Annotated in this window: 20 protein-coding genes; 8 read left to right on the top strand and 12 right to left on the bottom strand. The window is 71.4% G+C overall.

What is annotated here, in order from left to right; genetic code table 11:
• Positions 1-6: 6 nt before the first annotated feature.
• Genes OG611_RS35465 through OG611_RS35450 form a run of 4 tightly spaced genes read right to left on the bottom strand, consistent with a single transcriptional unit; the run spans position 7 to position 4316 of the window.
• A complete protein-coding gene (locus tag OG611_RS35465) occupies positions 7-786 on the bottom strand; it encodes a CDP-alcohol phosphatidyltransferase family protein (RefSeq protein ID WP_266429755.1) in 780 nt (259 codons plus the stop codon).
• Positions 764-1825 (bottom strand): iron-containing alcohol dehydrogenase family protein, encoded by a 1062-nt coding sequence (locus OG611_RS35460; RefSeq protein ID WP_266429752.1) that lies wholly within the window; start codon positions 1823-1825, stop codon positions 764-766. The genes OG611_RS35465 and OG611_RS35460 overlap by 23 nt, the downstream gene beginning before the upstream one ends.
• The gene (locus tag OG611_RS35455; RefSeq protein ID WP_266429750.1) at positions 1813-2550 is read right to left on the bottom strand and encodes a phosphocholine cytidylyltransferase family protein; all 738 of its coding nucleotides are present in this window, start codon (positions 2548-2550) and stop codon (positions 1813-1815) included. Before OG611_RS35455 ends, OG611_RS35460 begins: the two co-directional genes overlap by 13 nt.
• Positions 2547-4316 carry a DUF5941 domain-containing protein gene (locus OG611_RS35450; protein ID WP_266431393.1) on the bottom strand — a complete coding sequence of 590 codons (1770 nt, stop codon included), beginning with the start codon at positions 4314-4316 and terminating at the stop codon, positions 2547-2549. Before OG611_RS35450 ends, OG611_RS35455 begins: the two co-directional genes overlap by 4 nt.
• A 438-nt stretch (positions 4317-4754) precedes the next feature.
• Between OG611_RS35450 and OG611_RS35445 the strand changes: the two genes are divergently transcribed.
• From OG611_RS35445 to idi, 3 genes are all read left to right on the top strand, one after another.
• Positions 4755-5696, top strand: a complete 942-nt coding sequence (locus OG611_RS35445; protein ID WP_266429748.1) for a cation diffusion facilitator family transporter — start codon at positions 4755-4757, stop codon at positions 5694-5696.
• A 210-nt stretch (positions 5697-5906) separates the two neighbouring features.
• The gene (locus OG611_RS35440) at positions 5907-7178 is read left to right on the top strand and encodes a bifunctional class I SAM-dependent methyltransferase/N-acetyltransferase (RefSeq protein ID WP_266429745.1); all 1272 of its coding nucleotides are present in this window, start codon (positions 5907-5909) and stop codon (positions 7176-7178) included.
• Positions 7179-7325: 147 nt separating this feature from the next.
• Positions 7326-7919 carry an isopentenyl-diphosphate Delta-isomerase gene (gene idi / locus OG611_RS35435; RefSeq protein WP_266429742.1) on the top strand — a complete coding sequence of 198 codons (594 nt, stop codon included), beginning with the start codon at positions 7326-7328 and terminating at the stop codon, positions 7917-7919.
• Positions 7920-7946: 27 nt separating this feature from the next.
• Here the strand turns inward: idi and OG611_RS35430 are convergent, their stop codons facing one another.
• Entirely contained in the window at positions 7947-8402 is a 456-nt protein-coding gene (locus OG611_RS35430; RefSeq protein WP_266429738.1) for an ATP-binding protein, read from the bottom strand.
• A gap of 135 nt (positions 8403-8537) precedes the next feature.
• On the bottom strand, positions 8538-9161 hold the full coding sequence (locus tag OG611_RS35425; protein ID WP_266429736.1) for an HdeD family acid-resistance protein: 624 nt from the start codon (positions 9159-9161) through the stop codon (positions 8538-8540).
• Between the two features lie 80 nt (positions 9162-9241).
• Between OG611_RS35425 and OG611_RS35420 the strand changes: the two genes are divergently transcribed.
• A complete protein-coding gene (locus OG611_RS35420; RefSeq protein WP_266429733.1) occupies positions 9242-9994 on the top strand; it encodes an enoyl-CoA hydratase/isomerase family protein in 753 nt (250 codons plus the stop codon).
• Between the two features lie 11 nt (positions 9995-10005).
• On the opposite strand, the gene OG611_RS35415 is transcribed toward OG611_RS35420, so the two are convergent.
• Together OG611_RS35415 and OG611_RS35410 are read right to left on the bottom strand one after the other, a co-directional pair.
• Positions 10006-10641 carry a DJ-1/PfpI family protein gene (locus OG611_RS35415; protein WP_266429730.1) on the bottom strand — a complete coding sequence of 212 codons (636 nt, stop codon included), beginning with the start codon at positions 10639-10641 and terminating at the stop codon, positions 10006-10008.
• A 33-nt stretch (positions 10642-10674) separates the two neighbouring features.
• Positions 10675-11649 carry a GlxA family transcriptional regulator gene (locus OG611_RS35410; RefSeq protein ID WP_266429727.1) on the bottom strand — a complete coding sequence of 325 codons (975 nt, stop codon included), beginning with the start codon at positions 11647-11649 and terminating at the stop codon, positions 10675-10677.
• Between the two features lie 134 nt (positions 11650-11783).
• Between OG611_RS35410 and OG611_RS35405 the strand changes: the two genes are divergently transcribed.
• Positions 11784-12647 carry a hypothetical protein gene (locus OG611_RS35405; protein WP_266429724.1) on the top strand — a complete coding sequence of 288 codons (864 nt, stop codon included), beginning with the start codon at positions 11784-11786 and terminating at the stop codon, positions 12645-12647.
• 133 nt (positions 12648-12780) lie between these two features.
• Positions 12781-15192, top strand: a complete 2412-nt coding sequence (locus tag OG611_RS35400) for a Tex family protein (protein ID WP_266429721.1) — start codon at positions 12781-12783, stop codon at positions 15190-15192.
• Between the two features lie 387 nt (positions 15193-15579).
• Here OG611_RS35400 and OG611_RS35395 read toward each other — a convergent pair whose 3' ends face one another.
• The 3 genes from OG611_RS35395 to OG611_RS35385 all read right to left on the bottom strand — a co-directional run bounded on the left by OG611_RS35395 (position 15580) and on the right by OG611_RS35385 (position 21174).
• The gene (locus OG611_RS35395) at positions 15580-17217 is read right to left on the bottom strand and encodes an ABC-F family ATP-binding cassette domain-containing protein (protein ID WP_266429718.1); all 1638 of its coding nucleotides are present in this window, start codon (positions 17215-17217) and stop codon (positions 15580-15582) included.
• A 74-nt stretch (positions 17218-17291) separates the two neighbouring features.
• Positions 17292-19061: a BCCT family transporter gene (locus OG611_RS35390; protein ID WP_266429714.1), complete on the bottom strand. Its 1770-nt coding sequence runs from the start codon at positions 19059-19061 to the stop codon at positions 17292-17294.
• Positions 19062-19170: 109 nt separating this feature from the next.
• Positions 19171-21174 (bottom strand): Xaa-Pro dipeptidyl-peptidase, encoded by a 2004-nt coding sequence (locus OG611_RS35385; RefSeq protein ID WP_266429712.1) that lies wholly within the window; start codon positions 21172-21174, stop codon positions 19171-19173.
• Between the two features lie 212 nt (positions 21175-21386).
• On the opposite strand from OG611_RS35385, the gene OG611_RS35380 reads away from it, so the two are divergent.
• Complete coding sequence (locus OG611_RS35380; protein ID WP_266429710.1) at positions 21387-22880, top strand: M1 family metallopeptidase; 1494 nt, start codon at positions 21387-21389, stop codon at positions 22878-22880.
• 159 nt (positions 22881-23039) lie between these two features.
• Positions 23040-24089: a LacI family DNA-binding transcriptional regulator gene (locus OG611_RS35375; protein ID WP_266429708.1), complete on the top strand. Its 1050-nt coding sequence runs from the start codon at positions 23040-23042 to the stop codon at positions 24087-24089.
• On the opposite strand, the gene OG611_RS35370 is transcribed toward OG611_RS35375, so the two are convergent.
• Entirely contained in the window at positions 24052-24969 is a 918-nt protein-coding gene (locus OG611_RS35370) for an oxygenase MpaB family protein (protein ID WP_266429706.1), read from the bottom strand. The genes OG611_RS35375 and OG611_RS35370 overlap by 38 nt on opposite strands.
• Between the last annotated feature and the right edge of the window lie 100 nt (positions 24970-25069).

The following is a 25069-nucleotide window of genomic DNA, read 5'->3' as shown; positions in this document are numbered from 1 at the left end:
GCGTGCTCACTTCAGCCTGCTCGACGCCAGGATCGACACCAGGTGCAGGAGCGTCTGCAGCAGCGCGATGCCGGCCAGCACCGCGACCATGAGGCGGCTGAAGAACAGGTCGTCACGGACCGCGTCGAGGACGGCGGCCGCCAGGATGACCAGCGACGCCTCGACCCCGAGGATCAGCCGGTGGAACTTGAGCGCGCCGACGGCCCGGCGGGCGAGCGCCATCCCGGACGAGCGCGGCTCCGACGCGGCCTCCTTGACCGGCGGCAGTCCGCCCTGGTGGCGGGCGACCCCGACCAGGTCGGTCTCGGCCTTGATCAGGATGGCGCCGAGGGCCGCGAGCGTGCCCAGGAAGGCCCAGAGCCAGTCGATCCGTCCGGTGCCCCACAGGTCGGCGGCGCGCAGGCCGAAGCCGACCAGCACGGCCGCGTCGCAGAGGTACGCGCCGACCCGGTCGAGGTAGACCCCGCCCAGCGAGAACTGCTTCTTCCAGCGGGCCACCTCGCCGTCGACACAGTCGAGCAGGAGGTAGAGCTGGACCATGAGCACCCCGAGCAGCGCACCGGGAATGCCCGGAACGAGCAGGGCCGGCGCGGAGAGCACTCCGGCGACCGTCATGAGGTAGGTCAGCTGGTTGGGGGTGACCTTGGTGTTCACCAGGTGCCGGTCGATGCGCAGCGAGATCTCGCGCATGTAGAGCCGACCAGCCCAGTGCTCACCGCTGCGCCGGTCCTTCACACCCGGGGGGTGCACGACCGGACGGAGTTCAGCTATGGATGGCTTTTGCATAGTCGGCGTACGCGTCCCTGATCTGGTCGGTGGACAGGTTGAGGTGTTCCAGGACGGTGAAGCGCCCCGGGCGGGTCTGCGGGGCGTAGTCGACGGCCTGGACGAACTCGTCGGCGGTGAACCCGATCTCTTCGGGCACGACCGGCAAACCGTGACGACGCAGGGTGGCCGCCATGAGCAGCGACTCCTCGCGCGCGCCGCGCAGATGCATGGCGAAGCAGGCGCCGAGGCCGACCTGTTCGCCGTGGCTGGCCGCGCGCCTGGGGTACAGCAGGTCGAAGGCGTGGTTGATCTCGTGGCAGGCGCCCGAGGCCGGCCGGGAGTCCCCGGCGACGGACATCGAGATGCCGGTCAGTACGAGACCCTCGGCCAGCACCTTGAGGAAGGCGTCGTCGCCGATCCCGCCGGGGTGGCGCAGCACGGCCTCGCCGGCCTGGCGGGCCATGGCCGCGGCGAGACCGTCGATCTCCTCGCCCTTGACCTCGTGGGCGAGTTCCCAGTCGGCCACGCAGGAGATGTTGGAGACCGCGTCACCGATGCCGGAGCGCACGAAGCGGGCCGGTGCCTGGCGGACGATGTCGAGGTCGATGACCACGGCGATCGGGGTGGGGACTCCGTAGGAGCCCCGGCCGTTGTCGTTGTCGAGCGTCGCGACGGGTGAGCAGAGGCCGTCGTGGGCGAGGTTCGTCGCCACCGCGACCATGGGCAGCCCGACCCGCGCCGCCGCGTACTTCGCCACGTCGACGATCTTGCCGCCGCCGAGGCCGACCACGGCGTCGTACCGGTTGCCCTTGATGTCGTCGGCCAGCTTGACCGCCGAGTCGAGGGTGCCGTCGGTCACCGGGTACCAGTGGGCGCCGGGCAGCGCGGGGGTCAGCCGCTCGCGCAGGGCGCGCCCCGAGCCGTCGCTGATCGCGACGGCGAGCTTGCCCGAGGCGGAGATCCGCTGGTCGGCGAGGAGACCGGCCAGATCGTCCAGGGCGCCGCGACGGATGTCGACGACGACCGGGGACGGGATGAGCCGGGTCAGTACTGGCACGCGATCTCACGGCCCTTCGCGAGGTCGTCGTGGTTGTCGATCTCCACCCACGTCACTTCGCCGATGGGGGCCACGTCGATGGTGAAGCCGCGGTTCACGAGCTCCTGGTAGCCGTCCTCGTAGTAGAGGTCGGGGTCGCGCTCGAAGGTCGCCCGCAGGGCGTCCGCGAGCTCCTCGGCGGCCTCGGGCTCGATGAGGGTGACGCCGATGTACTCACCGGTCGCGGTGGCCGGGTCCATCAGCTTGGTGATGCGCCGCACACCCTTGCCGTCCTCGGTGATGACCTTCATCTCCTCGTCGGCGAGGTGCTTCACCGTGTCGAGGGCGAGGACGATCCGCCGGCCGTCGCCGCGGGCGGCGAGCAGGGTCTTCTCGACGGAGACCGGGTGGACGGTGTCGCCGTTGGCCAGGATGACGCCGCGCTTGAGGACCTCACGGGCGCACCACAGGGAGTAGGCGTTGTTCCACTCCTCGGCCTTGTCGTTGTCGATCAGGGTGAGGGTCACGCCGTACTTCGCCTCGAACTCGGCCTTGCGGTCGTACACGGCTTCCTTGCGGTAGCCGACGACGACGGCGACCTCGGTGAGGCCGATCTCGGCGAAGTTGGCCAGCGTGAGATCCAGGACCGTCTTCTCGCCGTCGACAGGCACGAGCGCCTTCGGAAGCGTGTCGGTGTAGGGGCGCAGACGCCGTCCTGCACCGGCTGCCAGTACGAGGCCGATCATGCGGGTTCTCCTTCGTCGTGAACGGCGGGTGCTCCGGAGGACACCCAGAAGCGGATGGACTCCACGAGCACCACCAGTGCCACCGCCACAGCGAGCGTGGTGAGTGCCACGGTGAAAGCCGGATGCTGAGTGAATACGGCGGCGAGTACGGCCACCACCAGGGTGCGGCCCTCGTGCCCACCGATCGTGCGGACCAGCCACTGGGGCGGCGCGCCGGTGCCGCCGCGAATGCGGTACACCGTGTCGTAGTGATGGTAGGCGACGGCCGAGACCAGCCCGAAGGCTGCGGGAAGGGCTCCCGGGACGTCGCTGCGGGCTGCGAGAACGAGGATGGTGCAGTACTCCGCCGCCCTGAATATCGGGGGTACGAGCCAGTCGAGGGCACCCTTGAGGGGGCGGGCCACCGCCACGCCGGAGCAGATCGCGTAGAAGACCGCGGCGAAGATCATCTGCTTGCTGCCGAAGGGCTGCTGGAGCGCGGCGGCGATCAGCGCCCCCGCTCCGACGAGCGCGATCACCGGGGCGCTCCAGGCGCCGCCGATCCGGGGACCGTGCGCAGCGACGAACTGGGCGACCGGTCCGGAGTCGGCCAGCTCGGCGAGCGCCCGCGCGGCGCGGTCGGTGCGTTCGGCCTTGCGGGTCAGTGAGCGCAGCAGCCGTCCCGCGGTGGTGTAGCAGGCGGCGAAGGCGCAGCCGATGAGCAGGGCGTAGAAAACGATCCGGGGCGTGGTCACCGCGGTCAGTACCGCGATCATCGCCCAGCGCTCGCCGATCGGCAGCACTATCATCCGGCGCAGCCAGACGGTCCAGCCGACGCTGTCGAGCCGGTCGGAGAGTGCTGCCGTGGGGCTCGAATTGGCCACCGCGTCGTGGTTGGCCTCGTTGAACGAGAAGTCGATGACGTGCCGGCAGGCCTGGAGCACCATCGCACCGAGGGCGAGCGCCCATACGTCGTCACCGCCGCGGGCGGCGCCGAGCGCGAGGCCGGCGTAGTACGCGTACTCCTTGGCCCGGTCGAAGGTCGCGTCCAGCCAGGCGCCCATCGTCGAGTACTGGAGCGAGTAGCGGGCGAGCTGCCCGTCGGTGCAGTCCAGGACGAAGGAGAGGAGCAGGAGCAGCCCGGCGGCGATGTAGCCGCCGCGGGTGCCGGTCGCCGCGCTGCCGGCCGCGATCAGCGCGGTCAGCAGGGACGCGGTGGTGACCTGGTTCGGCGTGAGGCCGCGGCGGGCGCACCAGCGGGCGATGTAGCGGGAGTACGGGCTGATGAAGAACGTGGTGAAGAAGCCGTCGTGGGCCTTCACGGCGCTGCGCAGCCGCACCGCCTCGTCGTCGACCGCGGCTCGGGCGGTCTCCGCCGCCTCGCGCGCGGGCCCGTCGACCGGGACTGCCGCGACCAGCGAACCCAGCTCGGGGCGCTGTACGGCGGTGCCCCCGGCGTCCATGGTGACGGCGAGGCGGCCCGGCACGGTGCGGTCGGTGACCGGTGCGTCGGGCGTGCCCGTGGGCACTCCGGCGCCGACGGCCTCGGCGGTGGTGTCCAGGGCCCGGACGAGCGCGGGGCGCGCCTCCGGCTGCGCGGTGAGCGCGCCGGGCACGGTGGCGGCGGGGAAGCGCGGGTCGGTCAGTCCGAGCCGGAGGGCGTGGACATGGCCGACGAAACGGGGGTCGACCAGTGCGACGCGGTGGTCGGCGGGGACGGCCGAGAGCAGCCGTGCGGCCTCGGTCACATCGGCGGCGGCCTGTACGTCGAAGCCCAGTGACCGCAGATCGTCCGCGAGCGACGATCCGGGTACCGGTGCACCGGTGAGGATGGCGGTCGACAGACGAACTCACTCCTTGGTGCTGACGGGGTCGGCGCGCGACAGTGCGGCCCGGATGCGGGCCGGCGGCACGTCGGCAGAGGCTATCGGATGAACGGAAGCGCGAGTTCACTGACCGTTTGCGCTCTGTTCCGGGTGGACCGGCATCATGCGACGCCGCCCGCGATCATCATCGTCGATCGCCACCTCGCCTGACAAAACGCGAGGGCGGGGCCCCGCTCCGGAACATCGCGCCGCCGCTCTGACCTGCAAGCATTTCCGCAGGTCAGAGCATATGACAACGGTGTTCAGTACCGTGTTGCCGGATACCCCCCACCCGTAGTTGACTGGCAGTGCCCGGGGCGACCGCGCCCGGGACCACGAGAGCACCGGGAGGCGTTCCCTATGGGGGCAGGGCACGACCACGGACACACGCACGGCGGGCCGCCGCCCACCGGCACGGCAGCCGCCGCGTACAGGGGACGGCTACGGATCGCGCTCTGCATCACACTCACCGTGATGGTCGTGGAGATCGTCGGCGGGGTGCTCGCCGACTCCCTCGCGCTGATCGCCGACGCGGCCCACATGGCGACCGACGCCCTCGGCCTGGGCATGGCGCTGCTGGCGATCCACTTCGCCAACCGGCCGGCCGGGCTGAACCGCACCTTCGGCTACGCCCGCGCCGAGATCCTCGCCGCGCTCGCCAACTGTCTGCTGCTGCTCGGCGTGGGCGGCTTCCTGCTCTTCGAGGCCGTCCAGCGCTTCATCACCCCGGCCGAGACCAGGGGCGGGCTGACGATCGCCTTCGCCCTGGTCGGCATGGTCGCCAACATGGTCTCCCTGTCGTTGCTGATGCGCGGGCAGAAGGACAGTCTCAATGTGCGCGGCGCCTATCTGGAGGTGCTCGCGGACACGCTCGGCTCGTTCGCGGTGCTGGTCTCGGCGGGGATCATCCTGGCCACCGGCTGGCAGGCCGCCGACCCGATCGCCTCGCTGGTCATCGGCCTGATGATCGTCCCCCGCACCGTGAAACTGCTCAGGGAGACGCTCAACGTGCTGCTGGAGTCGGCGCCCAAGGGGGTCGACATGGGTGAGGTACGGGCCCACATCACCGCCCTGCCCGGAGTGCTGGACGTCCATGACCTGCATGCCTGGACGATCACGTCGGGAATGCCGGTGCTCTCCGCCCATGTGGTGGTGCGCCAGGACATGCTCGACTCGATCGGGCACGAGAAGCTCCTCCATGAGCTGCAGGGCTGCCTCGGTGTCCACTTCGACGTGGAGCACTGCACCTTCCAGCTGGAGCCGAGCGGCCATGCCGAGCACGAGGCCAGGCTCTGCCACTGAAGTCCCCGCTGGGCGGGGCCGTGTAGGGTATTCGCAGAGGTGTTCGGCCTCCCCATGTGCGAGAGAGGAGCTGAGGTTGATGACCGTCGCGACGGCGCCTGCCCGGCGCAGCATCCGGTCCTTCCTCATCTCCCGGGTTCTCGGCTAGCCCCCCGACTCGCACCGGGCCGACACCGTTGGCCGGAGCCCTCGTACCCAAGGGTTCCCACGTTGACCGACAACGATCACGCCGTCCGTACCGAGGCGTTCTTCTCCCTGCATCACGGCCTGCCCCGGCAGAGCCCCGGCTCCGATGCCACCACCCGGCGGCTGCTGGAACTCACCGGCCCGTTGCCGAGCCGTCCGCGCGTCCTGGATCTGGGCTGCGGACCCGGCCGCGCCGCGCTGCTCCTCGCCGCCGAGGCCGGCGCCGAGGTGACCGCCGTCGACCTCCACCAGCCGTTCCTCGACGAACTGCGCGAGGCGGCCGACGCCCGCGGGCTCGGCGACCGGGTCCGTACGGTCCGGGCCGACATGGCCGAACTGTCCGGTCCCGACTTCCCCGACGGGTCGTTCGACCTCGTCTGGGCCGAGGGGTCCGCGTACATCATCGGTTTCGACACCGCGCTGCGTGGCTGGAAGCGGCTGCTCGCCCCGGGCGGCTCCCTCGTCCTCAGCGAGTGCGTCTGGACGACGGACGCGCCGACGGCCGAGGCGCGCGCCTTCTGGGAGCAGGAGACGTCGATGCGCCCCGTGGCGGGCAACACCGCCGCGGCCGTGGCGGCCGGCTACCACGTCCTCGCCGTGGGGCTGCAGCCCGACAGCGACTGGGACGAGTACTACGTCCCGCTCGCCGAGCGCGTCGGGGCCGCCGACGCCTCGGCTCCCGGCATGGCGTGGGCGCTCGCGGCGACCCGCGAGGAGCTGGCCATGCGGCGCGACCACGGCACGGAGTACGGCTACGCCTGCTATGTGCTGCGCCCCGTCGACCCTCGCTGGACGACCCGGCCTGAGACGGCGGCGGACGCGGCGGCCGTGCACGCGGTCAACGCCGCCGCGTTCCCGACGCCGGACGAGGCCGCTCTCGTCGACGCGCTGCGCACCGATCCGGCGGCCTGGCTGCCCGGCGGCCTCGGCCAGGTCGCCACGGACGGCCCGGACGGCGACGTCGCGGCGTACGCCCTGCTGACCCGGTGCCGGGTCGGGGACGCGCCGGCTCTCGCGCTGGCCCCGGTGGCGACGGCCCCCGAGCAGCAGCGCCGGGGTGCGGGTCAGGCCGTGGTGCGGGCGGTGCTCGACGCGGCCAGGCTGCGCGGCGAGTCACTCGTCCTGGTGCTCGGCCATCCCGAGTACTACCTGAGGTTCGGTTTCGTGCCGGCGTCGCGGTACGGGATCCGGCCGGGCTTCGATGTCCCGGACGAGGCGATGATGGCCCTGGTGCTCGACGACTCCGCGCCGGTGCCGCAGGGCACGATCCACTACCCGGCCGCCTTCGGCGTCTGACGTACCGTCCGGTCCCGCCGCGCGTCGTGGTGCGGCGGGACCGGACATGCCAGACCCCGAGGTGCGGACAAGCGGCTTTTGTACGGCAGACTTGAGCGGACTCGACGGGACCGGCGCACCGGGCCGGGACCATAGCGAAGGATGGGTATGCCGACCACACCAGCCACCGCGGCGCACAGCTCGTCGAACGGCACAGCAGAAGTGATCATGCTCGAACTGGTCGATGAGGACGGCACCACCATCGGTACGGCGGAGAAGCTCGCCGCCCATCAGCCGCCCGGTCAGCTGCACCGCGCCTTCTCGGTCTTCCTCTTCGACGAGCAGGGCAGGCTGCTGCTCCAGCGCCGTGCGCTCGGCAAGTACCACTCCCCCGGTGTCTGGTCGAACACCTGCTGCGGCCACCCCTATCCCGGTGAGGCGCCCTTCGCCGCCGCCGCCCGGCGTACGTATGAGGAGCTGGGGGTCTCGCCCTCCCTGCTGGCCGAGGCGGGCACGGTCCGCTACAACCACCCCGACCCGGCCTCCGGCCTGGTGGAGCAGGAGTTCAACCATCTCTTCGTGGGAATGGCACAGGACCGGCTGGACCCGGACCCGAAGGAGGTCGGCGAGACCGCGTTCGTGACGGCCGAGGAGCTCGCCGAGCGGCATGCCCGGTCGCCGTTCTCGGCCTGGTTCATGACGGTGCTGGACGCCGCGCGTCCGGCGATCAGGGAGCTGACCGGACCGTCCGCCGGCTGGTGACGGGCGGACGGCACCGGGTGCGGGCGGTCAGGATCGCGGACTCAGCGGCAGCGCCGCCCAGATGATCTTTCCGCCGCCTGCGGTGTGCTCCACATCGCAGGCCCCGCCCGCTTCCCGGGTGATCTCCCGGACCAGCAGCAGACCGCGCCCGCCGGTCTGCGCGTGGTCCGTCTCCAGGGCCGTCGGACGGTAGGGATGGTTGTCCTCGACGGACACCCTGATCCATTCCTCGCCGACGGCCACCTCGACGGCGAGCTCCGGCGAGAGCAGCGCGGCGTGCTTCACCGCGTTGGTGACCAGCTCGGAGACGATGAGCAGCAGGCCCTCGGCGATGTCGTCGTCCAGCGGCACACCCTGGCGTTCCAGCAGATCGCGCACCGCGTGCCGGGCCTGCGGTACGGAGACGTCCACGGCCGGGGCGGTGAACCGCCAGACTCCCTCGTACGACACGGGCCGGGCGGGGACACTCCCGCGGCTCTCCATAGTCCGGTACCCGCTCTCCACTCGATGGTGACTGCACGTCGGGTACAGAGTGCGGGGCGTAGTCGGTCCGGGCCGTGCCACTGAACAGAAGTCGACTCCTATCGACATGTTTTGACCGGGCAGCACACCAAAGACTCAATCATTGGACCGCTTCTGCTCATCTCGCGGGGGTGAGTCGGGCAGCTCTCCGGTCACCCTCTGTTCCGAGACCATGGAGACGATGCGGCGTCCGCCCACCCCCATCGCGATCAGGCCGAGCCCGTCGAAGAGCAGCGCCAGCGAGAAGAAGAGGCCCAGCACGTAGAGGCTGCTGTGCGGCCAGTCGAAGAGCACCAGCAGCCCCAGCAGCAGGCCGAAGGCCCCTTGCAGCAGCGTCCAGCCGAACTGCGGGCCGCGCACCACGACGCTGCCGACGAGGCGGAACACCCCGCCGGTCAGGAAGAGCAGCGCGGCGAACATGGTCAGCGCCTCCGCGGTGCCGTGCGGGTGGCGGATGACGACGACTCCGGCGGCGATGTTCAGCGCGGCCACCACGACGCCCAGCCAGAAGTAGTCGGTGCCGCGGGAATCGATGGCGTGCAGCAGTCCGACGACGCCGCCGATCAGCAGCAGCCAGCCGAACAGGATCATCGAGGTCAGCGTCGCGACGCCGGTGTAGACGAGACCGACGAGGCCGGCCACGACGAGAAGGGTGCCGAGCAGGGCGAGCCAGCCGAAGCTGCGGCTCAGCCTCCTGCCCTCGGTTGCGGGATCGGCCACGAGAAGCTCCTCACGGTGCGTGCCTGGTCGGCGACCCCTTCTTGATCATAGGTTCGAACCGTACGGATAGCATCCGGCGCATGGACCGTACCGAACCCGGGCTGGAGCACGCCGTCGTGGACGGCGTCGCCACCGTCGTCATCAGCAACCCCGCCAAACGCAATGCGATGACGGCCGCGATGTGGAGCGCGCTGCCCGGTCTGCTGGAGCGGCTGGCGGCCGATCCCGCGGTCGGGGTGCTGGTACTGACGGGTGCCGGGGACACCTTCTGCGCCGGTGCGGACATCGCCTCGCTCCGGCACCCGGCGGACGATCCGCAGGCGCTCGCCGTGGCGGCCGAGGAGGCGTTGGCGGCGTTCCCCCGGCCGACGCTCGCGGTGATCCGGGGCTACTGCGTGGGCGGCGGCAGCCAGTTGGCGGCCGCCTGCGATCTGCGGTTCGCCGAGGAGGGCGCGTCCTTCGGTGTCACGCCGGCCAAGCTCGGCGTCGTGTACGCCGCGTCCTCCACCCGGCGGCTGGTGGCGCTGACCGGACCGGCCACGGCGAAGCATCTGCTGTTCTCCGGCGAGCTGATCGACACCGCGCGGGCGCTGCGTACCGGTCTGGTCGACGAGGTGCTGCCGGCCGACGAGCTGGACAAGCGGGTCGAGGCGTACGTACGAACCCTGGTGGCCCGCTCGCGGCTGACGCAGGCGGCGGCGAAGGAGTTCGCCGCCGGGCGCGAGGACCGGGACGCGTACTGGGCGGAGCAGGCGCGCCGCAGCGGCGACACCGCGGAGGGTGTCGCCGCCTTTCTGGAGCGGCGCGCGCCGCGCTTCACCTGGACGGCCTGACGGGCCGCGCCCTACTGGAGGAGGTAGTGGCGCTGGGCGCGGAACTTCTCGACCATGGCCGCCGGGGCCTTCTCCGGCGAGCCCGCGTCGTACGGCGGCTGCGGATCGTACTCGGTCAGCAGCTGTACGGCCAGGGCGTGTTCGTCGCCCGAGATCCGGCCCGCCAGGGTGAGACCCATGTCGATGCCGGACGAGACGCCCGCCGCGGTGACGTACTTGCCGTCGATGACGACACGCTCGCCGGTCGGCTCGGCGCCGAGCTCCTTCAGCACGTCCAGCAGGAGCCAGTGCGAGGTCGCGCGCCGGCCCGTCAGCAGTCCGGCCGCGGCGAGCAGCAGCGAGCCGGTGCAGACGGAGGTGGTCCAGGTGCTGGTGGCATCGGCGGTGCGCAGCCAGCCGAGCAGCGCCTCGTTCTCCATCTGGTCGCGCTGGCCGGGGCCACCGGGAACGATCACCACGTCCGGTGCGGGCACATCGGCGAGGGTCCTTTCGGCGACGAGCGCGAGGGTGCCGGTGTCGTTGCGCACGGGGCCGGTCCGCTCGGCCACGAACACGGTCTCGGCGCCGGGGGTGCGGGCCAGCATCTCGTGGGGGCCCACCGCGTCGAGTGCGGTGAAACGGTCGAAGAGGACGATGGCGATCTGCATGGGGTTCCCTTTCGCGGTCGAGCGGTCGAGCGGTCAGGCGGTCGGTAGGTCGGTGGCGGGATGGGTGCGGAAGCGTCGGCGGTATTCGGTGGGCGCGGTACCCAGGGCCTTGATGAACGCGCGGCGCATGGCCTCCGGGGTGCCGTAGCCGCAGGCGCGTGAGATGCGGGTGACACCGTCGGTGGTGTCCTCCAGCAGCCTGCGGGCCTGTTCGAGGCGTACGCGGTCGACATAGCGGCCCGGCGTGAGGCCCGTCTCGGACTGGAAGGCGCGCGCGAAATGACGGGGCGAGAGGCGGGCCCGAGCGGCGAGCGCCTCGACGCAGAGGTCCTCGCCGGGGTTCTCGGTGATCCAGTGCTGGACCTCGCGCAGTGGTTCGCGCCGGGCGGTCTGGGCGGTGAGCTGGGCGCTGAACTGGGCCTGGTTGCCGGGCCTGCGCAGAAAGACCACGAGGTGCCGGGCGATGCTGAGCGCGATGTCCCTGCCGTGGTCCTCCTCGACGAGCGCGAGGGCCAGGTCGATACCGGCGGTGACTCCGGCGGAGGTGGCCAGCCTGCCGTCGCGCACGAAGATCGGGTCCGGGTCGACCTCGACGGCCGGGTGACTGCGGGCGAGGTGCTCGCAGACGGTCCAGTGCGTGGTCACCCGGTGCCCGTCCAGCAGTCCGGCCTCGGCGAGCAGCAGCGCGCCCGTGCAGACGGAGACGAGCCGTTCGGCGTGCGGGGCGTGCGCCCGCAGCCAGTCGACGAGTGCCGGGTCGGGGGTGCGGGTGCCCTCGCCGCCGGGGACGAGGAGGGTATGGGGCCGTTCGGCGTCGGCGAGGCCGCCGTCCGGGACGAGGACGAGGCCGCTGCTCGTACGGACCGGGGCGCCGTCGAGCGAGGCGGTGCGCAGTGCGTACCCGGACCCGGGGAAGCGGGAGGCCCCGGCGAAGACCTCCACCGGCCCGGTGACATCGAGGCTCTGGACGCCGTCGAAGAGGACGACGAGTACGGATCGCTGCGTCATGGCTGCCATCCTGGTCGGCCCGGAGTATGGCCGCAATGACGAAGAACCCACCTTTTCTGCCATGCCACGATCACCGTGAAGTTCGGCGCCGCCTGGGGTTACCAACCATACCGACCGGTCGGTAATGTGCCCTCATGACTACTCTGCCGCCTCGCGCCGGACGCCGCTGTCACAACGCCATCAACCCGCTGCACTCGACGGTCTACTTCTCCCCCGACCTCGGCAAGGAGCTCGGGGAGCTCGGCATCGACGACTCGAACGCCGCCTACTTCGCCGCGCGTTCGGCGGCGATGGGTGCCGTCGGTCCGGGCACGGTCACCGCCGCGTTCTACAACTTCAACCACGACCTCGTGGCCCGGCACCTGCCCGCCGTGTGGTCCGTCGCCTCGCCGCAGGCGGTCCTGGACGCCCGGCTGCGCGCCGCCGACACCACCCTGCGGCGGCTGCTGGGCGAGGAGATCATCGCCTCCCCGGAACTGGCCGAGGCGGCCGAACTGGCGCTGCGCGCGACCGAGGGGTGCACCCGACACGCCCGGCCGCTCTACGCCGCGCATGCCGATCTCCCGGTGCCCGAACAGCCGCATCTGGCGTACTGGCACGCCGGCACGCTGCTGCGCGAACACCGCGGCGACGGCCACCTCGCCGCGCTCCTGACCGCCGGGTTCGACCCGCTGGAGGCACTGGTCAGCCACACGGCGTCCGGCAAGGGAATGTCCTCGCGCTGGGTGCTCGCCACCCGCGGCTGGCACCGCGACGACTGGGACGAGGCCTGCGAGCGGCTGCGCGGGCGCGGACTCCTGGACGCCGACGGCGAGTTGACGGAGGCGGGCGTCGCGCTCCGCTCGGAGCTGGAGGAGGCCACGGACCGGCTCGACGCGGCCCCGTACGAGCACCTGGGCGCGGAGGGTGTGGAGCGGCTGACCGAGCTGGGGCGCGGGTTCCTGTTCACTGCGGCATCGGCGGGCGCGTTCCCGGCCGATCTGATGGGCAAGGACTGAGAGCCAGTCGGGCCGACAACGGGGGTGGCCGGGCGACACGGCGCCCGGCCACCCGGCACAATGCAGGCGAAGGGGCCCTGCCCCGGCATGCACAGCCAGTAGAGCCAGTACGAGAAGGCGAGTCGGTAGAACCGTGACGACGTCCATCGAAGGCAGGATCGCCGAGGAGCTCGGCGTACGCGAACGGCAGGTGAAGGCGGCCGTCGAGCTGCTCGACGGCGGGTCGACCGTGCCGTTCATCGCGCGCTACCGCAAGGAAGCGACCGAGATGCTCGACGACGCGCAGCTGCGCACGTTGGAGGAGCGGCTGCGGTATCTGCGGGAACTGGAGGACCGTCGGACGGCGATCCTCGACTCGGTGCGCGAGCAGGGCAAGCTGGACGAGGCGCTGGAGGCGCAGATCCGGGCGGCCGACACCAAGGCGCGTCTTGAGGACATCTATCTGCCGTTCAAGCCCAAGCGGCGCACCAAGGCGCAGATCGCCCGGGAGGCCGGGCTCGAACCGCTCGCCGACGGCCTGCTCGGCGACCCGTCGGTCGAGCCGCTCGCCGCTGCCGCCGCCTTCGTCGACGCCGACAAGGGTGTCGCGGACGGTGCGGCGGCGCTGGAGGGGGCCCGTGCCGTCCTCACCGAGCGGTTCTCCGAGGACGCCGATCTGATCGGTGAGCTGCGTGAGCGCATGTGGTCGCGCGGGCGGTTGGCCGCCAAGGTGCGGGACGGCAAGGAGGAGGCGGGCGCGAAGTTCGCCGACTACTTCGACTTCGCCGAGCCGTTCACCGCACTGCCCTCGCACCGGGTCCTCGCGATGCTCCGGGGCGAGAAGGAGGACGTGCTCGATCTGGTCCTGGAGCCGGAGGAGCCCTCCGAGACGCCCGGCCCCTCGGCGTACGAGAACATGGTCGCCCGGCGCTTCGGTGTGGCCGACCGCGGCCGCCCCGGCGACAAGTGGCTCGGCGACACCGTGCGCTGGGCCTGGCGGACCCGGATCCTGGTGCACCTCGGCATCGATCTGCGGCTGCGGCTGCGCACCGCGGCGGAGGACGAGGCGGTACGCGTCTTCGCGTCGAACCTGCGCGATCTGCTCCTCGCCGCCCCGGCCGGGACCCGGGCCACGCTCGGGCTCGACCCCGGTTTCCGTACGGGTGTGAAGGTGGCCGTCGTCGACGCGACCGGCAAGGTCGTCGCGACGGATGTCATCCACCCGCACGTCCCGGCGAACAAGTGGGACCAGTCGCTGGCCACGCTGGAGCGGCTGGCGAAGGCCCACGACGTCGACCTGATCGCGATCGGCAACGGCACGGCCTCCCGCGAGACCGACAAGCTCGCCGGTGAACTCATCGACAAGCACCCCGAGTTGAAGCTCACCAAGGTGATGGTGTCCGAGGCGGGCGCGTCCGTGTACTCGGCGTCGGCCTTCGCCTCGCAGGAACTCCCCGACATGGACGTGTCGTTGCGCGGCGCCGTCTCCATCGCACGGCGACTGCAGGACCCCCTCGCCGAGCTGGTGAAGATCGACCCGAAGTCGATCGGGGTCGGCCAGTACCAGCACGACCTGTCCGAGGTGAAACTGTCGCGCTCGCTGGACGCGGTCGTCGAGGACTGTGTGAACGGTGTCGGTGTCGACGTCAACACCGCTTCCGCGCCGCTGCTCTCGCGGGTTTCGGGGATCGGCTCGGGGCTCGCCGAGAACATCGTCGCGCACCGCGACACCCATGGCCCCTTCCGGTCCCGCAAGGCGCTCAAGGACGTGGCGCGGCTGGGTCCGAAGGCGTACGAGCAGTGCGCGGGCTTCCTGCGCATCCGGGGCGACGATCCGCTGGACGCGTCGAGCGTGCACCCGGAGGCGTATCCGGTGGTGCGGGCGATGGTGAAGCGGACCGGCGGCGAGGTCGCCTCGCTGATCGGCAACACGGGGGTGCTGCGGTCGCTGCGCGCCGACGACTTCGTGGACGAGAAGTTCGGTCTGCCGACGGTCACCGACATCCTGAAGGAGCTGGAGAAGCCGGGGCGCGACCCGCGGCCCGCGTTCAAGACGGCCACCTTCAAGGAGGGCGTCGAGAAGATCGGCGATCTGGCGTCCGGAATGGTGCTGGAGGGGGTCGTCACCAATGTCGCGGCGTTCGGCGCGTTCGTGGACATCGGTGTGCACCAGGACGGCCTGGTACATGTGTCGGCGATGTCTCGGACGTTCGTGAAGGACCCGAGGGACGTCGTGAAGCCGGGCGACATCGTGAAGGTCAAGGTCATGGATGTCGACGTCCCGCGGAAGCGGATCTCGTTGACGCTGCGGCTTGACGACGAGGCGGCGGCGGCCGGTACAGGACCCCAGGGCGGCGCTCCGAGGCGCGAGCGGGGTGAGCGCGGCGGCCAGGGCGGCCGGCCGCCGCGGCAGCGTCAGGGGCAGGACGGCCAGGACCGCGACCGGCGCGGTGGCGGAGGTGGCGGCTCCGCCCGTCAGGCTCCGGCACCGGTGAACAGCGCGATGGCGGACGCCCTGCGGCGGGCCGGGCTCACGGACCCGAATCAGGGCGGCAAGAAGCGGTAGCAGGACCGGGCGGGGAGGGGTGTGCCCGCGATGACCCCCTCCCCGCCCTCCCCCTCGCGGGACGACCATGCCCCGGTCCCCGGGGGATACCGGGCCGGACCGCGAACCGGCACCCCCTTCGCGACACCGGCATCCACCTCGCGCCACGGGTGCCCCATTCCACGACGCCGCGCCGGCGTCCCTTTGCGCGGCGCCCCGCCCTCTGCGCGACACCGGCGGCCCCACGTGATGCCCCGAGGCGTCCGGCACCGATCGTCGGCACACCGGCCATCCGGCTCCCCTGCCGTTCTGCCGTCCTGCCGTCCATGGGTGACCGGCCGCAAATGACCTGCTGCTGAAGACGCAGGGTCGACCATGCGCGACCCATTTGGCATACCAGAGCGGGGCTCAGGCCTCCGTCACTCTCCCCGCCGCCACCTCGAGCCGCCGTGTCGTCCGCACCGCTTCCAGCATGCGCCGGTCGTGCGTGACCAGCAGCAGCGTTCCCGTGTACGACTCCAGCGCCGATTCCAGCTGCTCGATCGCGGGCAGATCGAGGTGGTTCGTCGGCTCGTCGAGCACGAGGAGGTTGACGCCCCTGCCCTGGAGCAGGGCGAGGGCGGCCCGGGTGCGTTCCCCCGGGGAGAGCGTCGTGGCGGGGCGCATCACATGGTCGGCGCGCAGGCCGAACTTGGCGAGCAGCGTACGCACTTCGGCCGGTTCGGTGTCGGGCACGGCCGCGCAGAACGCCTCCAGGAGCGACTCCGAGCCGTGGAAGAGCTTGCGGGCCTGGTCGACCTCGCCGACCACCACGCCCGAGCCGAGCGTCGCATGGCCGGAGTCCAGCGGGAGGCGGCCGAGGAGCGCAGCGAGGAGGGTGGACTTGCCCGCTCCGTTGGCGCCGGTGATGGCGACCCGGTCCGCCCAGTCGATCTGCAGCGATGCCGGGCCGAAGGCGAAGTCGCCGCGTACGGCCTGCGCTTCGCGCAGGGTGGCCACGACCGAGCCGGAGCGGGGTGCGGCGGCGATCTCCATCCGCAGTTCCCATTCCTTGCGCGGTTCGTCGACGACGTCGAGCCGTTCGATCATGCGCTGGGTCTGCCGGGCCTTGGCGGCCTGCTTCTCGCTCGACTCGCTGCGGAACTTGCGGCCGAGCTTGTCGGAGTCCGTGGCCTTGCGCCGGGCGTTCTTGACGCCCTTGTCCATCCAGGAGCGCTGCATCTGGGCGCGCCCTTCGAGGGCGGCGCGCTTGTCGGCGTACTCCTCGAACTCCTCGCGGGCGTGCCTGCGGGCGCGTTCGCGCTCCTCCAGATAGGCCGCGTATCCACCGCCGTAGAGGTTGATCTGCTGCTGGGCCAGGTCCAGTTCGAGGACCTTGGTGACCGTGCGCATCAGGAATTCGCGGTCGTGGCTGATGACCACGGTGCCCGCGCGGAGCCCCGAGACATAGCGCTCCAGCCGCTCCAGGCCGTCCAGGTCGAGGTCGTTGGTGGGCTCGTCCAGCAGGAAGATGTCGTAGCGGGACAGGAGGAGGGAGGCCAGGCCCGCGCGGGCGGCCTGACCGCCGGAGAGCGCGGTCATCGGCAGGTCGAGGCCGACGGTCAGCCCGAGGTCGGCCGCGACCTCCTCGGCGCGCTCGTCCAGGTCCGCACCGCCGAGGGCCAGCCAGCGTTCCAGTGTCTCGGAGTACGCGTCGTCCGCGCCCGGCGCCCCGTCGACGAGACCCTGCGTCGCGGTGTCCATCGCGGCCTGGGCCGCGGCGACGCCGGTGCGGCGGGCCAGGAACTCCCGCACGGTCTCCCCCGCGCGCCGTTCCGGCTCCTGCGGGAGGTGTCCGACGGTCGCGGTGGGCGGGGAGAGCCGCAGCTCGCCCTCCTCCGGCCGGTCGAGTCCGGCGAGGAGCCGGAGCAGGGACGATTTTCCGGCGCCGTTGACTCCGACGAGACCGATCACGTCACCGGGCGCGACGACGAGGTCGAGTCCGGCGAAGAGCGTGCGGTCGCCGTGTCCGGCGGCGAGGTCCTTGGCGACGAGAGTGGCAGTCATCAGGGTGCCGATCCTAATCTGCGCCCGGGGCCGAGCGACCCGGCCGGTCGCACTCCGGCCGGGCGGGGGCGTTCTCAGCCGTCGCCCGGAGGGTTCGCCGGGCCGGAGGTGCCCGGTTCCGGGTCGTGGCCCTCGTGGAGTCCGGTGGTGATCCGGCTGCCGCCCGGACCGATCCGGATCTCGAAGTCCCCGGCGTACTTCGCGTGCCCTTCGATGACCGCGGATTCGACCGCTTCCACACCGAATTCGCGCCGTACGATCAGCGGATCCTGGCGCAGGTCCCGCATCAGCGCCACGCACATGCCGATCATGACGAGGGTGAACGGCGCGGCGACCAGGATCGTGAGGTTCTGGAGTCCGGCGAGCGCGTCGCCCTTGCCGTTGCCGATGAGCAGCATGATCGCGGCCACGGCGCCGGTGACCACGCCCCAGAAGACGACGACCCACTTGGCCGGTTCGAGGATGCCCTTCTGGGAGAGCGTGCCCATCACGATGGAGGCGGCGTCGGCGCCCGAGACGAAGAAGATGCCGACCAGGACCATCACCAGGAGGCTCATCACCGTGGCGATCGGGAACTGCTGGAGTACTCCGAAGAGCTGCGCCTCCTGGGTGACGGCGTTGCCGAGCTTGCCGGCCTCCTGCAGGTTGATCGCCGTGCCGCCGAAGATCGCGAACCAGACCAGGCTGACGGAGCTGGGCACCAGGATGACTCCGCCGATGAACTGGCGGATCGTGCGGCCGCGGCTGATCCGGGCGATGAACATGCCGACGAAGGGCGTCCAGGAGATCCACCAGGCCCAGTAGAAGACGGTCCAGTTGCCGAGCCACTCGGCCACGTCGCCCTTGCCGGTCGCCTCGGTACGTCCGGCGAGCTGGGCCAGATTGCCGAAGTAGGCCGCGATCGACGTGGGCAGCAGGTCGAGCACGATGATGGTGGGCCCCGCGACGAAGACGAAGACGGCGAGCACCAGGGCGAGCACCATGTTGGTGTTGGAGAGCCACTGGATGCCCTTCTCCACACCGGAGATCGCCGAGGCGACGAAGGCCACGGTCAGCACGGCGATGATCAGGACCAGGAGTCCGGTGCCGGTCTTCTCCTTCCAGTGCAGCTCGTGGAAGCCGCTGCCGATCTGGAGGGCGCCGAGCCCCAGTGACGCGGCGGAGCCGAAGAGGGTCGCGAAGATGGCGAGGATGTCGATCAGCCGGCCGAGGCCGCCGTGGGCGTGCCGGGATCCGATGAGCGGCTCGAAGACGGCGCTGACCGTCTGCCGCCTGCGACGCCGGAAGGTGCTGTACGCGATGGCCAGGCCGACCACCGCGTAGATCGCCCAGGGGTGGAGCGTCCAGTGGAACAGGGTGGTGGCCATCGCCGTCTGCATCGCTTCGGCGGCGTCCGCGGGGCGGGTGCCGGGCGGCGGGTTGGTGAAGTGGGCGAGCGGCTCGCTGACCCCGTAGAACATCAGGCCGATGCCCATGCCGGCGCTGAACATCATGGCGACCCAGGAAACGGTCCGGAATTCGGGCTCCTCCCCCTCCTGGCCGAGGGAGATCTTGCCGTAACGGCTGATGGCGAGCCAGAGGGCGAAGACCACGAAGCCGGACGCGGCGAGCATGAAGGCCCAACCGCCGTTGTGGATCAGCCCGTTGAGCATGGAGGTGGAGATGTCCTCCAGCGAGTCGGTGGCGGTGGCTCCCCAGACCACGAAGGCGAGGGTGAGGACGGCGGTGACGCCGAACACCACCCGGTCCGTCGTGGGGTGCCGGTTCCGGGCCGGGTCGCCGGGGAGATCCGCCGTGACCGGCAGTTCCCCCCGGCCGCCCGTTCTCTGTTCGTCCTGCGACACGAATGGCACCTTTCACGGAAGCAGTTGTTTCGCTCTCCGTAGGCAGTACCACACGCAGCGCTCGCGTCATGGGACCAACAAGCGGTACCGGCTCGCCCGTTCCGGAGGTTCAGCGGCGGACTTCGGCGACGCCTCCCGGGACGCGGTGGGCGGCGCGCGGCGGCGTCACGCCCCCGGCCTCGGCCGTTCGGGGCGTGTCCGTCGCGGACGCGGAACCCGTGGTGGCGCGGACGAAGGCGCCGGTGCCGCCGACGAACGGCAGCTTCGCGGACGTGCGGGCCAGATCGAGGGTGAGCGCGGGCGTGGAGTCCGGCGGGTCGATGAGGTCCCGGTCGGTGCCCGCGACGATCAGGGCGAGGCGGTGTCCGGCCGGGACGACGTGGTCGGTGGCCGCCAGGTCGATGGTGAGGGTGACGGCCCGGCCCGGGGTGAGCGGGCGGCCCTTGCCGGCGGAGGCGTACGTGCCGAGGTCGGCCCAGCCGCGGCTGACCACGGTCCGGTCGACGGTGGTGGTCCGGGCCCTGGTCTCCTTGAAGCAGGCGCTGTCCCCGGCCGTGCTCGCGCCCCAGCAGCTCTGGCTGTTGAGGGTGGTGATCCCCTCACCGGACGAGCCGTAGTCGCGGATGGTGTCGGGGCCGATGTCCACGAGGACCGCGGAGAGATGGGCGGTCGAGGTGGTCGGGGTGGCGGTGACGGTCACCGCGGAGGATCCGGAGAGCCTGAGGTCGGCGGTGAGCGGCGCGGTGCGGAATCCGGCCTTGGCGCCGGTGGTCCGGTCCAGGTCGGCGGCCCAGTCCGTCTCGCTCTGCGCCGGATCGTCGGTGAACGTCTCGGTGGCGCCGGGGCGGGCGGGCCTCAGGGACAGGGTGCCGACGCCCGGCGCGCTCCCGGCGCCGGGGCGCACGGTGGTGGCATGGGTGGTGCGGGGCGGCCAGACCCGGTCGGTGGACCACTGGTCGGGGTGGCGCTCGATGTCGGCCATCGGTTCACGGTCGATGCCGTTGTCGTAGCCGAGGAGGTAGTGGTCGAACCAGCGGTGCAGCGTGTCGACCCATGCGGCGCGCCGGTAGTCGAACGGGTCGACGTGCCCGGTCTGGGAGAGCCAGATCTTGCGCTCCACGCCCCGGTCCGCGAGCGCGTCCCACCACTGGCCGAGGTGCTTGGTACGGACGTTGAGGTCCTGCATGCCGTGGACGGCGAAGACGCTGGCGCGCACCTTGCGGACGTCCTTCACGTAGTCGCGCGCGTTCCACAGCTCCGACCAGTCTCCGGTGCGTGGCGCCCCGTCGACGAGCTGCTGCTGGACGGCGGCGCAGCGTCGGCGCGCCTCGGGGCTCTCCACATAGCCGGAGAGCCACTCGGGGCCGCTGTCGTAGAGGGGTGCGCCCTGGGCGAAGTAGTAGTCGTACCAGGAGGAGATGGCGCCGATCGGCACGATGGTCCGCAGCCCGTGCACGCCGGTCGCCGCGACCGCGTTGGCGATGGTGCCGTCGTAGCTCTTGCCGATCATTCCGGTGCGGCCATTGGACCAGCCGGCCGTGGCACGGTTGCTGCCGGTGCGGGTGGTGTAGCCGCGGGCGCGGCCGTTCAGCCAGTCGATCACGGCCTTGGCGGACTGCACGTCGGAGCGGCCTCCGACATCGACACAGCCGTCGGAGCGATTGGTACCGGCCAGATCGACGGCGACGAAGGCGTAGCCGCGCGGCACGAAGTAGTTGTCGTAGTGGAGCGGGAACTGGACGGGTCGGCCGTTGTCGTCGTACGTCTTGAGCTGGCTCTCGTTGCCGCGCCCGCAGCAGGAGTAGTACGGGCTGGCGTCCATGATCACGGGGATCTTCCGGCCCTGCCGGGCGGGTTCGCGCGGCCTCACGATGTCGGCGGCGACGCGGTCGCTGTGCCCGTCCCCGTCGCCGTCCAGCCCGGTGTCGACCCAGACCGATTCCCGGACGGCGTTCCCGTACGAGTAGATGGGCATGCTCTTCGGCGGCCCGGACTCCCGGGCGCCCGCGCCCTGGGCGCCTGCCGGGGAGAGCAGGACGGCCATCAGGGCGGCGACAGCTGCCACCACCAGCGATCTGTAACTCGAACGGGGGCCTCGCGCACGATTCGGCATGGGCGGAAGGTACCCCGGTCAACTCCCCGGCGACAGAGGGCGATCAGCGGCGCATACGGCATGAACATGAGGCAAATGCGACCTGCCGCCGTGGCGGCCGAATGGCGATCGTGTGACAGCTGTGGCCATGGACACGACTGATGCGGCAGTCACTGAATAGTGTCGACGTGACGGTTCGAAAGACCATTCGCCCCGACCACTTGGAGCATTCCGTGCACCGCAGACTCATCGTCCCGAGCGCACTCGCGGCCTCCCTGCTGCTGGCGATCCCGGCCTCGGCCGCCGAAGGCACCGTGGGCGCCCCGGGCATCGGCGACCCCTACTACCCGGCCAGCGGCAACGGCGGCTACGACGTCTCCCACTACGACCTGCGGCTGAAGTACCAGCCCTCGACCGATCTGCTGGAGGGCACGGCGACGATCCTCGCCACGACCACCCAGGAACTCGCCCGTTTCAACCTGGACTTCGGGCTGGACGTCTCCGAGGTGCGGGTGAACGGCAAGAAGGCCGGCCATGTGAAGAACGGCGAGCAGGAGCTGGAGATCACCCCGGCGGCCCCGCTGGCGAAGGGCAGGGCCGTCTCGGTGGTCGTGCGGTACGCCGGAAAGCCCTCCGAGGTGAAGATCAACGGCTGGACGTCCTGGGTGCGCACCCCGGACGGCGCGGTGGCCGCCCAGGAGCCGGAGTCCGCCGCGTGGTGGTTCCCCAGCAACGACCACCCGCTCGACAAGGCGACGTACGACATCTCCGTGTCCGTCCCGGACGGCACCCAGGCGATCAGCAACGGCACGCTGCAGTCGCAGAGTTCGAAGCTCGGCTGGACCCGCTTCAACTGGCGTTCGAGCAAGCCGCAGGCGACGTATCTGACGACGCTGGCGGTCGGGAAGTTCGACATCACCACGGACACCACGTCGGACGGGCTGCCGGTCGTCAACGCGTACAGCAAGGACCTCGGCGCCAACGACGGGGCCGCGCGGGCCAGCATCGAGCGGAGCACCGAGGTCGCCGAGTGGCTGACCGAGGTCTTCGGACCGTACCCCTTCGACGCGCTGGGCGGGTACGCCCCCAATGTGACGAGCGGCTTCGCACTGGAGACCCAGACCAGGCCGTTCTACAGCCCGAAGCAGTTCGCGAACGGTGCGAACGTCTCGGTCGTCGTCCATGAGCTGGCGCACCAGTGGTACGGCGACAGCGTGTCCCTCAAGGGCTGGAAGGACATCTGGATCAACGAGGGCTTCGCCCGCTACAGCCAGTGGCTGTGGTCGGAGAAGGAGGGCGAGGGAACCGCGCAGGAGCTGGCGGACTACACCTACGCACTGCATCCGGCCGACGACGCCTTCTGGAAGGTGAAGCCCGGCGACCCGGGCCCCGACAACCAGTTCGACGCGGCCGTCTACGACCGGGGCGCGCTGGCGCTCCAGGCGCTGCGCAACGAGTTGGGCGACGAGACGTTCTTCGCACTGCTGAAGGGCTGGCCCGCCGAGCACGCGTACGGGAACGCGAGCGTGAGCGACTTCGTCGCCTACGCGGAGCGGGTCTCGGGCAAGCCGCTCGCCGCCTTCTTCGACACCTGGCTGTTCCGGCCGACGCGGCCCGAGGCCCCGGCGGCGGCCGGGACGCACGCCCGGCACGCCGCCGGGCAGCCCGCGCGGCCCGCCTCCTGGAAGAAGATCGCGGCGACGAACTCCCTGCACGAACACCGCTGACCGGCACGCGGACCGGGTCCTGGCACCACCGCCCCTCTCCTGTTGGGGGCGGTGGTGCCCGGCGGCCGGCCGGCGGCGCCGGTTAGGCTGATGGCGTCGGTGCTGTCCGGCCGGCCCCGGCCGTTTCCGGCCCGATCCCGCGTGTACGAGGAGCGTCCCTTGCCCGGTCCGTCCCACGATCCCGCTCGCGATGCCCGCCCCACACTGGAAGCCGTGGCGGCCCGCGCCGGGGTCTCCCGGGCGACGGCCTCCCGGGTGGTGAACGGCGGGGCGGGGGTGCGCAAGCCGCTCGTGGACCAGGTCCGCAAGGCGGTCGAGGAGCTCGGCTACGTTCCGAACCATGCCGCCCGGACCCTGGTCACCCGGCGCAACGGTGCGGTCGCCGTGATCATCGACGAGCCGGAGTTCCGGATCTTCTCCGATCCGTTCTTCTCCCAGCAGATCCGCGGAATCAGCCGCGAACTCACCCTGCACGACTCCCAGTTGGTCCTGCTCCTGGTGGAGGGCCGCGGGGACTTCGACCGGGTCGCCCGCTATCTGGCCGGCGGCCATGTGGACGGCGTACTGGCCTTCTCGCTGCACACCGACGACGAACTCCCCGCGATCATCCGCAGGTTCCGGGTACCCACGGTCTACGGCGGCAGGCCGGGCCGGCCGGGCGCCGCGTCCGAACCGGCCGTCCCGTACGTGGACTGCGACAACCGCGGCGGCGCGGCCGAGGCGGTACGCCATCTCGTCGCCCTGGGACGGCGACAGATCGCGCACATCGCCGGACCGCGCGACCAGACCTCGGCCCTGGACCGGGTCGACGGCTACCGCGACGTGCTGCCCGACGGCGATCCGGCGCTGCTCGTGGACGGCGACTTCACCGTCGAGGGCGGCGCGCGGGCGATGGCGGAACTGCTCGACCGCCGCCCCGGCCTGGACGCGGTCTTCGCCGCCAACGACCTGATGGCCTCGGGTGCCCTGCGAGTGCTGCGCGAGCGCGGTCGCAGTGTGCCGGCCGACGTGGCCCTGGTCGGCTTCGACGACATGGTGTCGATAGCGGAGGCCACCGAACCCCCACTGACGACGGTCCGTCAGGATGTGGAGGGCATGGGCCGATTGATGGTGCGGATGCTGATGAGCCGACTGGGCGACGAGGCCGGGGGCGACGATCGGACCTCGGTGATCACGCCGACCGAGCTGGTGCGCCGGGCTTCCGCCTGAGCCCTCCCCCGCCCCGGACGGTCTCGCGATGGGCGGCCCGCGCCCTGCGCGCGTACGGCAGATAGCGCAGCCGCTCGGGGAGCACCGGCACCACGCGCCGCACCACCCCGCAGAACCGCCGCAGGGCGCGCTCCTGCTCGTCCGTCCACTCCAGCCCGATGGCCTCCCGCGCCTCCGGCGGCATGAGCCCGATGGTGACGAAGCGCCGGAACCGGGCCAACGGCGGGAACACCACCGGCCACAGCGCCTTCAGCAGCATCCTGAGCGGCAGCGGCCCGCGGTCCGGCGGCGGTACGGGACGATCGGTGGCGACCAGGTCCTCGACGACCGCGGTCGCCTCGATCTCCCCGGCGAGCACTTTTCGGAAGTACGGCCAGAACTCCTCGATCGTCTGCGGCATGTCCCGGTCGTGGATACCGAGGATCCTGCCGACCTGGAGCCACTCCCGGTACAGCGCCCGCTCCTGTGCCGCGGTGAGCGGCCGGACGAGATAGCGTGCGGCGTGCTGGTAGACGGGGAAGCCCGTGGCGTGCACCCACGCGTAGTTGGCGGGCGACAGCGCATGGTAGCGACGCCCTCGGGTGTCGGTGCCCTGGATGGTGCGGTGCAGTCGACGCAGCCTGCGCCCCTCCTCTGCGGCCGCCTCGCCCCCGTACACCCAGAGCTGGAGCGAGCGCAGGGACCTCTCGCCGCGCCCCCAGGGGTCCGTGCGGAAGACGGAGTGCTCGTCGACACCGGCGCCGACCGCCGGGTGGGCGACCTGGAGGGTGAGCGCGGCGGGCAGCATCAGCAGGGCCCGGATGTCGCCCGAGAGGCTCCAGAGCACACCGCCGGGCGGCGGCGGGGCGGGATTCCGGTCTCCGGCTGCTTCGCTGCTCATCACGGTGCTCCCGACGGTCGGCGGGCATACGGCTCGGCGCCCGGCCCTCTGCGTGATCCAGTATGCGAGCCCTTCGGGAGTGATGCGCACCGGCCCGCTG

Origin of the sequence: Streptomyces sp. NBC_01363 (genome assembly GCF_026340595.1) — a bacterium.
Taxonomy (GTDB): domain Bacteria; phylum Actinomycetota; class Actinomycetes; order Streptomycetales; family Streptomycetaceae; genus Streptomyces.
This window is presented reverse-complemented; position numbering and strand designations above follow the sequence as displayed.

Bases quoted from the DNA above. Each gene is read 5' to 3' on its own strand.
- OG611_RS35370 (WP_266429706.1), bottom strand. From the start codon at position 24,969: ATGAGCAGCGAAGCAGCCGGAGACCGGAATCCCGCCCCGCCGCCGCCC.
- OG611_RS35410 (WP_266429727.1), bottom strand. From the start codon at position 11,649: ATGACGCAGCGATCCGTACTCGTCGTCCTCTTCGACGGCGTCCAGAGC.
- OG611_RS35445 (WP_266429748.1), top strand. From the start codon at position 4,755: ATGGGGGCAGGGCACGACCACGGACACACGCACGGCGGGCCGCCGCCC.
- OG611_RS35465 (WP_266429755.1), bottom strand. From the start codon at position 786: ATGCAAAAGCCATCCATAGCTGAACTCCGTCCGGTCGTGCACCCCCCG.
- OG611_RS35415 (WP_266429730.1), bottom strand. From the start codon at position 10,641: ATGCAGATCGCCATCGTCCTCTTCGACCGTTTCACCGCACTCGACGCG.
- OG611_RS35405 (WP_266429724.1), top strand. From the start codon at position 11,784: ATGACTACTCTGCCGCCTCGCGCCGGACGCCGCTGTCACAACGCCATC.
- OG611_RS35430 (WP_266429738.1), bottom strand. From the start codon at position 8,402: ATGGAGAGCCGCGGGAGTGTCCCCGCCCGGCCCGTGTCGTACGAGGGA.
- OG611_RS35420 (WP_266429733.1), top strand. From the start codon at position 9,242: ATGGACCGTACCGAACCCGGGCTGGAGCACGCCGTCGTGGACGGCGTC.
- OG611_RS35385 (WP_266429712.1), bottom strand. From the start codon at position 21,174: ATGCCGAATCGTGCGCGAGGCCCCCGTTCGAGTTACAGATCGCTGGTG.
- OG611_RS35395 (WP_266429718.1), bottom strand. From the start codon at position 17,217: ATGACTGCCACTCTCGTCGCCAAGGACCTCGCCGCCGGACACGGCGAC.
- OG611_RS35455 (WP_266429750.1), bottom strand. From the start codon at position 2,550: ATGATCGGCCTCGTACTGGCAGCCGGTGCAGGACGGCGTCTGCGCCCC.
- idi (WP_266429742.1), top strand. From the start codon at position 7,326: ATGCCGACCACACCAGCCACCGCGGCGCACAGCTCGTCGAACGGCACA.